General features: G+C 63.3%; 11 protein-coding genes, 1 tRNA gene and 1 pseudogene. 9 read left to right on the forward strand and 4 right to left on the reverse strand.

The features are described 5' to 3' along the window. Positions 1-273 precede the first annotated feature (273 nt). Both ltrA and Q0L94_RS01205 read left to right on the forward strand, forming a co-directional pair. Entirely contained in the window at positions 274-1,200 is a 927-nt protein-coding gene (gene ltrA / locus Q0L94_RS01200) for a group II intron reverse transcriptase/maturase (protein ID WP_296749304.1), read from the forward strand. 24 nt (positions 1,201-1,224) lie between these two features. Next, positions 1,225-1,671 (forward strand): group II intron maturase-specific domain-containing protein, encoded by a 447-nt coding sequence (locus tag Q0L94_RS01205; protein WP_296749306.1) that lies wholly within the window; start codon positions 1,225-1,227, stop codon positions 1,669-1,671. A gap of 76 nt (positions 1,672-1,747) precedes the next feature. Here Q0L94_RS01205 and Q0L94_RS01210 read toward each other — a convergent pair. Next, positions 1,748-1,909: pseudogene (locus tag Q0L94_RS01210) on the reverse strand (transposase); the annotation flags it as partial. Between the two features lie 200 nt (positions 1,910-2,109). Here Q0L94_RS01210 and Q0L94_RS01215 point away from each other — a divergent pair. Next, a complete protein-coding gene (locus Q0L94_RS01215) occupies positions 2,110-2,382 on the forward strand; it encodes a helix-hairpin-helix domain-containing protein (RefSeq protein ID WP_296749308.1) in 273 nt (90 codons plus the stop codon). Positions 2,383-2,561: 179 nt separating this feature from the next. On the opposite strand, the gene Q0L94_RS01220 is transcribed toward Q0L94_RS01215, so the two are convergent. The 3 genes from Q0L94_RS01220 to trxB are packed head-to-tail and all read right to left on the reverse strand — an operon-like array spanning position 2,562 to position 4,671. Next, on the reverse strand, positions 2,562-3,017 hold the full coding sequence (locus Q0L94_RS01220) for a peroxiredoxin (protein ID WP_296749310.1): 456 nt from the start codon (positions 3,015-3,017) through the stop codon (positions 2,562-2,564). Further along, positions 3,014-3,700 carry a Smr/MutS family protein gene (locus Q0L94_RS01225; protein WP_296749312.1) on the reverse strand — a complete coding sequence of 229 codons (687 nt, stop codon included), beginning with the start codon at positions 3,698-3,700 and terminating at the stop codon, positions 3,014-3,016. Before Q0L94_RS01225 ends, Q0L94_RS01220 begins: the two co-directional genes overlap by 4 nt. Positions 3,701-3,714: 14 nt before the next feature. Beyond that, positions 3,715-4,671, reverse strand: a complete 957-nt coding sequence (trxB, locus tag Q0L94_RS01230; protein ID WP_296749314.1) for a thioredoxin-disulfide reductase — start codon at positions 4,669-4,671, stop codon at positions 3,715-3,717. Positions 4,672-4,795: 124 nt separating this feature from the next. Here trxB and Q0L94_RS01235 point away from each other — a divergent pair, with 124 nt between their 5' ends. The 6 genes from Q0L94_RS01235 to Q0L94_RS01260 form a co-directional block, all read left to right on the forward strand. After that, positions 4,796-7,069 carry a DNA translocase FtsK gene (locus Q0L94_RS01235; RefSeq protein ID WP_296749316.1) on the forward strand — a complete coding sequence of 758 codons (2,274 nt, stop codon included), beginning with the start codon at positions 4,796-4,798 and terminating at the stop codon, positions 7,067-7,069. Next, positions 7,066-7,767, forward strand: coding sequence for a 2-C-methyl-D-erythritol 4-phosphate cytidylyltransferase (gene ispD / locus Q0L94_RS01240; RefSeq protein WP_296749317.1), 702 nt, complete (start codon positions 7,066-7,068; stop codon positions 7,765-7,767). Before Q0L94_RS01235 ends, ispD begins: the two co-directional genes overlap by 4 nt. After that, the gene (ispF, locus tag Q0L94_RS01245; RefSeq protein ID WP_296749319.1) at positions 7,760-8,242 is read left to right on the forward strand and encodes a 2-C-methyl-D-erythritol 2,4-cyclodiphosphate synthase; all 483 of its coding nucleotides are present in this window, start codon (positions 7,760-7,762) and stop codon (positions 8,240-8,242) included. The genes ispD and ispF overlap by 8 nt, the downstream gene beginning before the upstream one ends. Continuing rightward, positions 8,235-8,804, forward strand: a complete 570-nt coding sequence (gene thpR / locus Q0L94_RS01250) for an RNA 2',3'-cyclic phosphodiesterase (RefSeq protein WP_296749320.1) — start codon at positions 8,235-8,237, stop codon at positions 8,802-8,804. The genes ispF and thpR overlap by 8 nt, the downstream gene beginning before the upstream one ends. A gap of 81 nt (positions 8,805-8,885) precedes the next feature. Then, positions 8,886-8,962 (forward strand) — tRNA-Val (locus Q0L94_RS01255). 193 nt (positions 8,963-9,155) lie between these two features. Continuing rightward, the coding region (locus tag Q0L94_RS01260) for a threonine--tRNA ligase (RefSeq protein ID WP_296749322.1) at positions 9,156-10,058 on the forward strand (903 nt) is incomplete at its 3' end.

Genomic DNA, 10,058 nt, shown 5'->3' on the forward strand with positions numbered 1-10,058 from the left:
ACCGGCTACTCGAATCCCTCGGCTATATCCCTCCGGCCGAGGCTGAGGCAAACTACTATCGGCAACTTGCCGATAACACCGTGGAAGCAACTTAACTTAAACCAATCAGCCTCCACAGAACCCGGGGCGATTCAGTTTGCCTTGTGCTACTGGCATCGAGAGGTGCCGGGATGAACTGCCAGAAGTCAGCAGAGGCCATAGTAGCTGCCGGCAAGGGGCGAAGGGCCGAACACTGAAAGCCGCAAGTAGGCGGCGGGAACACACGGACAGTCGATGAAGGCAGAAGATTCGCGGCAAGCGGATACCTGTGAAGAAGAATCGGGGCAGAACCCCGAAGGGACTTTGCACGGTGCCGAGACTGACGTGACGACCCGCAAGCGGACGAAAGCGGAGAAGGAGCAGGAAGGCGGGCTGATGGACGCCGTGTGCGAACGCGGCAACCTATGGCTTGCCTATGATCGAGTGCTCAAGAACAAAGGCGCGGCCGGAGTCGATGGCATTGGTATCGCTGAGTTCAAAGAGCATCTCAAGCAACACTGGCCAACGATCAAGGCCAAGTTACTGGCCGGGGAGTACATGCCCCTACCAGTGCGCCGGGTCGATATACCCAAGCCGCAAGGCGGGGTGAGGACGCTCGGCATCCCGACGCTGACGGATCGGTTGATCCAGCAAGCGTTGCATCAAGTGCTCTCGCCGATCTTCGAGGCGGAATTCTCCGAATCGAGCTACGGCTTTCGACCGGGGAGGAACGCCCATCAGGCGGTCGAGGCAGCAAAGCAATATGTTGCCGAAGGTCGTCGGGTCGTGGTGGATATGGACCTGGAGAAATTCTTCGACCGCGTCAATCACGACCTGCTGATGGAGAAACTCTCGACGAAGATCGATGACGGGCGAGTACTGCGCCTCATTCGCCGGTATCTGGAAGCAGGCATGATGGCAGAGGGGATCGTCTCCCAACGGACGACAGGCACGCCGCAAGGCGGGCCCCTGAGTCCGCTGCTATCGAACATCCTGTTGACGGAACTGGATCGGGAACTGGAACGCCGGGGCCATGCCTTCTGCCGCTATGCCGATGACTGCAACATCTACGTCAAGAGCAAAGAGGCCGGAGAGCGGGTCATGGCGAGTATCACCCGGTTTCTGGCGGACACGCTCAAGCTCACGGTCAATACGGCCAAGAGCGCGGTCGCGCGGCCGTAGGAGAGGAAGTTTCTGGGCTATAGTTTGACGTGGCACAAGGCCCCGAGGCTGCGGATTGCGCCGACCAGCCTGCAACGGTTGGAAGACAAAATCCGCGAAGTGCTCAAAGGTGCGCAAGGGCGCAGCCTGACGAAAGTCATTGCTGAACTCAACCCGATCCTGCGTGGCTGGATGGCCTATTTCAAGCTGGCCGAAACCAAGCAGGCGCTGGAAGAACTCGATGGCTGGATCAGGCGGAAACTGCGCTGCATCCTGTGGCGGCAGTGGAAACGTCCTTATACTCGCGCCAAGAACTTGATGAAGGCGGGGCTGACGGAGGAGCGGGCAGTTCGCTCGGCGTTCAACCAGCGTGGGCCGTGGTGGAACAGTGGCGCAAGCCACATGAACCAGGCTTTCCCGAAGTCCTTCTTTGATCGTTTAGGTCTGGTGTTGCTGCTCGATACGATGCGACGACTCCAGTGCAATCAATGAACCGCCGGATGCGGAACCGCACGTCCGGTGGTGTGAGAGGGCGACGGGGGTAACCCCGTCCCCTACTCGATGGAATTCGCGCTTTCCCGGGGAAGGCGTCCTTGATTTTGAGGAAGACGTTGGCTGAGTCGCGGAAGCCGTAGGCTATACGCTTGATGACCTTGGTGTGGTTGTTCACGCCTTCGAGGATGGTGTTCATTGGGAAGATGGCTGAGGCGAGAATACCGCGCAGGTATTTCGGATCTCGTCAACCTACTCTCCCCCCAATATCCACGAAGAACCTTTTTGCCCGTCCGCTTGGGCTGAAAATATTTTCCTAATTAAATCATGCGGTTGGCGTTCATCTACAACTTTAGTTGTATAGCCCATTTTTCCGTCTGGAGGTATGTTAGCTGCGTGAGCATGTGTTCACGGTTAATAACCTTTAAAGGAGGAAGTATGAACAAGCTGCATAAGGGTCTGCTGGTGTTGCTGGGATTGATGGTGCTTCCGGCTTTCGCGGCAGTGAATATCAATACTGCTACGCAGTCGGAACTCGAAGTGGTCAAGGGGCTGGGGCCTGCGAAAGCCAAGGCAATCATCATGTACCGCGAAGCCAACGGCAATTTCAAGCATCTGGATGAGCTGGATAATGTAAAAGGCTTTGGCAAGGCCAGTATCGACAAATTGAAAGATGAATTGTCGGTTGGCCCCGAGAAAGTCAAAAAATAGTATCCACCATTTCTGCCAGGAACCCCCGAGCTTGTCGAAGGGTTGTCAGCTGTCAACAGCAGTAAAGGATTTTGCGAACCACTGACCGTTGGCCGGCCTACCCAGGCCAACGGTTAATCGTTCTGTGAGCGCCTCATTACAACGCACAGGCCTTTCGACAAGCTCAGGGCGTCGTTCGCTCAAAGCGTTTGCACAAATCCCAGCACCTCCGCCGCATGTCCCGGCGCCTTCAGCCCGCGCCAGCTTTTCACCAGCTTCCCGTTCACATCGAACACGAAGGTGCTGCGCTCTACCCCGCGCACCTGCTTGCCGTACATGTTCTTCAACTTCATCACCTTGAATAGTTCGCAAGCCTTTTCTTCGGTGTCGGCCAGTAGTTCAAAAGGAAAGCTGTGTGCGGCCTTGAAGCCTTCATGCGACTTGAGGCTGTCGCGCGAGACGCCGACGACGGTCGTGCCGGCCTTGCCGAAGTCGGTGTACAAATCACGAAATTCCTGGCCTTCAAGAGTACAGCCGGGAGTATTGTCCTTGGGGTAGAAAAAGACGACGACGTTCCTGCCCCGATGCTCGGACAGCTTGAACGTGGTGTTGCCGGTGGATGGTAGTTCGAAGTCGGTGATGACGGGTTCGCTCATGCTGTGCCTTTCTGTTTTTGTTGACGGGACGAGGATTTGAGCAGCACGATAACGGCGCCGGCACCGCCGTCGACGCTGCGGGCCTGGCAGAACGCGAGCACATCTTCGCGTTGTATCAGCCAGTGGCGCACCTTGTTTTTCAGTACCGGCAGGCGGTTTTTCGAGCCGTGGCCCTTGCCGTGGATGATGCGCACGCAGCGCCGGTCTTCGAGCATGCAGCGGTTGAGGAAAGCGGCCAGCGCTACCCGTGCCTCGTCGCCGGTGTGCCCGTGCAGGTCGAGTTCGCCCTTGATGACCCAGCTGCCGCGCCGCAGTTTTCTCACTGCGGCGGTGGGCACGCCGGGACGTGAAAAAAACAGTTCCTCACCGGTGGAGACGGCTGCTTCGTAATCCCACGGGTCGGCAAGGGCGTCGACCATGACCTGTTGCTCGTCGCGCAGGCGTTGACGGGCAACAGGCTTGGGGCGCGGATGCGTGCGCCCCGCGCGATTGGACGGGGGGAGGGGTGTGGCGTCGGCGACGGCCCGGCGAAACAGCATCGCGCCGTCCTCCGCGGGCTTGGGTTTTTTAGGAGCCGGTTGCGATATGGCTGGCGCGGTGGCCTGTTCGCGCAGCGTACGGCGCACGCGTGCCAGCGCCTCGAACGTGGCGGGAGCAAGCGTACTGCCGCTGGCGCGCTTCATGTGGCATCAACCGCTTACGCCTTACCAAGCGCGTCCAGATAGCGTTCGGCATCGAGTGCGGCCATGCAGCCGGTGCCGGCGCTGGTGACGGCCTGCTTGTAGATGTGGTCCTGTACGTCGCCGGCGGCGAACACGCCGTCGATGCTGGTCGCGGTGGCGTTGCCATTGCGGCCCGAGCGGGTGACGATGTAGCCACCTTCCAGTTCGAGCTGGCCTTCGAAGATGCCGGTGTTCGGCTTGTGGCCGATGGCGATGAAGATGCCGGTCAGCGCGATGTCTTTGGTCGAGCCGTCCTTGGTGCTCTTGATGCGCATGCCGGTGACGCCGGTCTTGTCGCCCAGCACCTCGTCCAGCGTGCTGTCGAGGGCGAGGCTGATCTTGCCTTCCTTGACCTTGTCCATCAGGTGGTCGATGAGGATCTTTTCCGATTTGAAGGTGTCGCGGCGGTGCACCAGAGTGACATGACGCGCGATGTTGGCGAGATACAGCGCTTCCTCGACTGCGGTGTTGCCGCCGCCGACGACGGCGACGTCCTGGTTCTTGTAGAAGAAGCCGTCGCAGGTGGCGCAGCCCGACACCCCCTTGCCCATGAAGGCCTGCTCGGACGGCAGACCAAGGTACATGGCCGAGGCGCCGGTGGCGATGATCAGCGCATCGCAGGTGTAGGTGCCGGAATCGCCGATCAGGGTGAAGGGCTTCTCGGTCAGCTTGGCGGTGTGGATCTGGTCGAAGATGATTTCGGTCTTGAAGCGTTCGGCGTGGCGCTGGAAGCGGTCCATCAACTCGGGGCCCTGCACGCCGTCGACGTCGGCCGGCCAGTTGTCGACATCGGTGGTGGTCATCAGCTGACCGCCCTGCTGCAGGCCGGTGATGATGACCGGCGAGAGATTGGCGCGTGCGGCATACACGGCAGCGGAATAGCCGGCGGGGCCGGTGCCGAGGATGATGAGTTTATGGTGTGCGGTGCTCATGGTCTGTACTCGGGTTGTGGGGAAAGCGAACTATTCTAACCAATTATGCCGACGGCATTTCCATGCCGCCCGCCCGGTATAATCGGAAGCCTTTCCGCCCGATAAGTTCCTGCTGACCGTTTTCATGGCGCGCCCCGCTCCCCGTTCGTCTCCGCCCCTGCCGCCCCGCATGCAACGCCTGTTGCGCGAAGCGCGCGCGCTGCTGGTGGGGTTTGCTGCGCTGCTGCTGGCTGCGATACTGCTTACCCACGACGGCGCCGATCCGGGCTTCAGCACCACGGGCGACAGCGCGGCGGTACACAACCTGGGTGGCAAGAGCGGCGCCTGGCTATCCGATTTGCTGTTGATGCTGTTTGGCGTGTCGGCCTGGTGGTGGGTGGCGCTGGCGCTGGCCTACGTCATCCACACCTTCCGCCATCTGAACGAAAGCCCGCTGGCGGGGGGACGGCAACGCTGGCTGAAGCTGGGCGGGTTCGCCCTACTGCTGCTGGCCAGCACCGGCATCGAGTGGCTGCGTACCTGGCATTGGGATGTGGCGCTGCCCGATGCCCACGGCGGCGTGCTGGGTGCAGGCGTGGGCACTGCGGCGGGCGCGCTGCTGGGATTCACCGGCGGCTCGCTGATTTTGCTGCTGCTGATGGCCGTGGGATTCAGCCTCTTCACCGGCGTGTCCTGGCTCGGCATGGCCGAGCGCACCGGTGCGTGGGTGGAACAGGCATACTGGAAGACGATCCAGGCCTGGCAGGCGTATCGCGACCGCAAGCTGGGCGAAGTGGCGCAGCAAAAACGCGAAGCCAAGGTGTCGGTGGAAAAGAAGAAACGCGTCGAAGCGCCGCCGATCCGTATCGAGCCGGTGGTGAAGGAAGTGCCGCAATCCGAGCGCGCCGTCACCGAGAAGCAGGCGCCGCTGTTCTCCGACCTGCCCGATTCGCCGCTGCCGCCGCTGCATCTGCTCGACCCGGCGGACGAGGCGGTGGAAACCGCGAGCGCCGAAGCGCTGGAGTTCACCTCCTTGATGATCGAGCGCAAGCTCGCCGAATTCGGCGTCGAGGTCAAAGTGGTGTCGGCTTCGCCCGGCCCGGTCATCACGCGCTATGAGATCGAGCCGGCGACGGGGGTGAAGGGCAGCCAGATCGTCAACCTGGCGAAGGACCTGGCGCGCACGCTGTCGGTGATCAGCATCCGCGTGGTCGAGGCGATTCCCGGCAAGCACACCATGGGGCTGGAGATTCCCAACCCCAAACGGCAGATCGTTCGGCTCTCCGAGATTCTCGGTTCCCGGGCTTACCACGATAGCGCCAGCCCGTTGACCGTCACCCTCGGCAAGGACATCGCCGGCAACCCGGTGGTGGCGGATCTCGGCAAGATGCCGCACCTGCTGGTGGCCGGCACGACCGGCTCGGGCAAGTCGGTCGGCGTCAACGCGATGATCCTGTCGCTGGTCTACAAGGCCGACCCGTCCGCGGTGCGCATGATCATGGTCGATCCGAAGATGCTGGAGCTCTCCATTTACGAAGGCATCCCGCACCTGCTGGCGCCGGTGGTCACCGACATGAAGCAGGCTGCGTCCGCGCTCAACTGGTGCGTCGCCGAAATGGAGCGGCGCTACAAGCTGATGTCGGCGGTCGGCGTGCGCAACCTGGCCGGCTACAACCAGAAGGTGCGCGACGCGAAGAAGGCCGGCACGCCGTTGACCCACCCCTTCAGCCTCACGCCAGACAATCCCGAGCCGCTGGAGACCATGCCGATGATCGTGGTGATGATCGACGAGCTCGCTGACCTGATGATGGTGGTCGGCAAGAAGGTCGAGGAACTCATCGCGCGGCTGGCGCAGAAGGCCCGCGCCGCCGGTATCCACCTCATCCTCGCCACCCAGCGGCCGAGCGTCGACGTGATCACCGGTCTGATCAAGGCCAACATCCCGACGCGCATCGCCTTCCAGGTGTCGTCCAAGATCGACTCGCGCACGATCCTCGATCAGATGGGCGCCGAGGCACTGCTGGGGCAGGGCGACATGCTCTACCTGCCGCCCGGCACCGGGCTGCCGCAGCGGGTGCACGGTGCCTTCGTGTCGGACAACGAGGTGCATCGCGTGGTCGATTACCTCAAGTCGCTGGGCGAGCCGGACTACATCGAAGGCGTGCTGGAATCGCCGGAAGAGGCGGGCGAAGGCGGCGAGTTCGGCGAGGCGGGCGCGGAAGCCGACCCGCTCTACGACCAGGCGGTCGCCTACGTGCTGAAATCGCGCCGCGCGTCGATCTCGTCGGTGCAGCGTCAGCTGCGCATCGGCTACAACCGCGCCGCGCGCATGATCGAGGATATGGAACGCGCCGGCCTCGTCTCGGCGATGCAGTCCAACGGTAACCGCGACGTGCTCGCGCCGGGCGGCGACGCATGAATTTCTACGCCCTGATCCCCGCCGCCGGTTCCGGCAGCCGCATGGGCGGCACGATCGAAAAGCAGTATCTCGATCTGAACGCGGTGCCGATGATCGCGCACGCCATGATGGTGCTGGCCCGCGCGCCGCGCATCACGCGCATCTTCGTCGTGCTGTCGCCGACCGACAGGCGCTGGAACAACTACGCATGGCAGGGCTGGGAAGATCGCATCGAAGTGCTGCGCTGCGGCGGCGAAACCCGCGCCGAGACCGTGCTGAACAGCCTCGACGCGATCGCGAAAATCTGCACGCCGGACGACTGGGTGCTGGTGCACGACGCCGCGCGTCCCTGTCTGCCCGACGAGATGCTGGCGAAGTTGCTGGACGAAGTCGCCGACGATCCGGTCGGTGGCCTGCTCGCCGTGCCGGTGGCCGACACGCTCAAACGCGCCGCGGCCGACCCGGCAAGCGGCGCGCGCGTCGAGGCCACGGTGCCGCGCGCCGGCCTGTGGCAGGCGCAAACCCCGCAGATGTTCCGCCACGGAAAACTGACCGAGGCGCTGCGCGCGGCCGGAGCCGACATGACCGACGAGGCCTCGGCGATCGAGCAGCTCGGTCTGCAGCCGAGACTGGTCGAGTCGGACAGCCGCAACCTCAAGGTCACCTATCCGCAGGATCTCGAACTGGCGGGGATGATTCTAAGGAAGCTGTATGAATGACATCCGGGTCGGCCACGGCTTCGACGTCCACGCCTTCGCCGAGAACCGCAAGCTCATCATCGGCGGCGTCGAGATTCCCCATGAACTCGGGCTCGCCGGGCACTCCGACGCCGACGTGCTGCTGCACGCGATCTGCGACGCGCTGCTGGGCGCGGCGGGGCTGGGCGACATCGGCCGTCACTTCCCGGACACCGACATGGCGTTCGCCGGGATCGACAGCCGCATCCTGCTGCGCCGCGTCGCCGAACAGCTGCGCGAGCGCAACTGGCGGGTCGGCAACGTGGACGCCACCATCATCGCCCAGGCGCCGAAAATGGCGCCGCACATCGCGCGGATGACGGCGCACATCGCCGACGACCTCGGCATCGCGCTCGACCGCGTCAACGTCAAAGCGACCACCACCGAGAAGCTCGGCTTCACCGGGCGCCGCGAGGGCATCGCGGCCGAGGCGGTGTGCCTGATCGGCCGTGACTGAGCCGGGCGGCAACGAATCCCCCGAACCCGCGACGCTGCGGCTCTTCTTCGCGCTGTGGCCGGACGAGGCCACCCGCGACGCACTCAACCGCACCGGCAAATGGTTGCACCAGCACTGGGGCGGCAGGCGCATGCGCGCCGAGACCGTCCACATCACCCTGGCTTTCCTGGGGGAGACGCCGTCCGGCCGGCTCGATGACCTCGTCGCCTGCGCAGAAAACGTCGGCACCGACGTCTACGACCTAATCCTCGACCAGGCGGGCTACTGGCGGCACAACCGCATCGGCTGGCTGGGCGCGAGCGAGACGCCGCCGCAGCATTTCGACCTGGTGCGGGCTCTGGCCACCGGGCTGCAGCAGGCGGGCTTCCCCGTCGACGCGCGGCCGCACGTGCCGCACGTCACGCTGCTTCGCAATTCCCGCGGCGGCGAGGTGCCGGCGTGCACGCCGGTGGTCTGGCCGATCCGGGAATTCGTCCTGGTGCAATCCGATCTGGACGCGGACGGCGCGCACTACGAGGTGATCCGGCGCTGGGAACTCGGCCGCCCCCCGAGGGAGGCCTGAAGTGACGCCGCGTGTCGAATGTGCCACAGAAAAATAACAGTTGCCCTGGATTTGTCTCCTGTATAGAATGCGCACCTCTTCAGGCGCGTAGCTCAGCTGGTTAGAGCACCACCTTGACATGGTGGGGGTCGTTGGTTCGAGTCCAATCGCGCCTACCAATATTCATTGGGTCGGGATGACCTCTGGAGGTTGCGAAATGTCACCGCGAACTAGCAAGGCGCTGGCTGGATAAAACCGGCCTGGATAAAACCCGGCGCACAGCTGTTCGCAGACGTTTCTGCAAACTTCAACACTGCAGTACCCAAAAAGCGCGGCCGGTCCGCGCTTTTTTCGTTTCCGGAGCCTAGAAAAATGGTCAACGTCACGCTTCCCGATGGTTCGGTCCGCCAGTTCGACTCGCCCGTCACGGTCGCGCAGGTCGCGGCGAGCATCGGCGCCGGTCTTGCCAAGGCGGCGCTCGCCGGCCGCGTCGACGGCAAGCTGGTCGACACCAGCCACCTGATCGACCACGACGCGCAGCTTGCCATCGTCACCGCCCGGGACGCCGAGGCGCTCGACCTGATCCGCCACGATGCTGCCCACGTGATGGCGCAGGCGGTGCAGGAGCTGTATCCCGGCACCCAGGTGACGATCGGCCCTGCGATCGAGGACGGCTTCTACTACGACTTCGCGCGCGAGCAGCCCTTCACGCCGGAAGACCTGGAAAAGATCGAGAAGCGCATGGAGGAGATCGTCAAGCGCGACCTGCCGATCCAGCGCGAGGTGTGGGAACGCGAGGACGCCAAGAAGGTGTTCGCCGAGCTCGGCGAGACGTACAAGGTGCAGATCATCGACGAGGTGATTCCCGCGGGCGAGGAACTTTCGATCTACCGCCAGGGCGACTGGTTCGACGTCTGTCGCGGTCCGCACCTGCCGTCGACCGGCAAGCTGCCGCGCGCGTTCAAGCTGATGAAGCTCGCCGGCGCCTACTGGCGTGGCGACTCGAGGAACGCGATGCTGCAGCGCATCTACGGTACCGCATGGGCGAAGAAGGAGGACCTCGAGGCCTATCTCCATCGCCTGGCGGAGGCCGAGAAGCGCGACCACCGCCGGCTGGCGAAGCAGCTCGACCTCCTGCACATGCAGGACGAGGCGCCGGGCATGGTGTTCTGGCACCCCAAGGGCTGGATCGTGTGGCAGCAGATCGAGCAGTACATGCGGCAGAAATTCGTCGAGTACGGCTACGAGGAGGTGAGGACGCCCGCGGTGATGGAC

The sequence above is a fragment of the Thiobacillus sp. genome, from assembly GCF_024708915.1.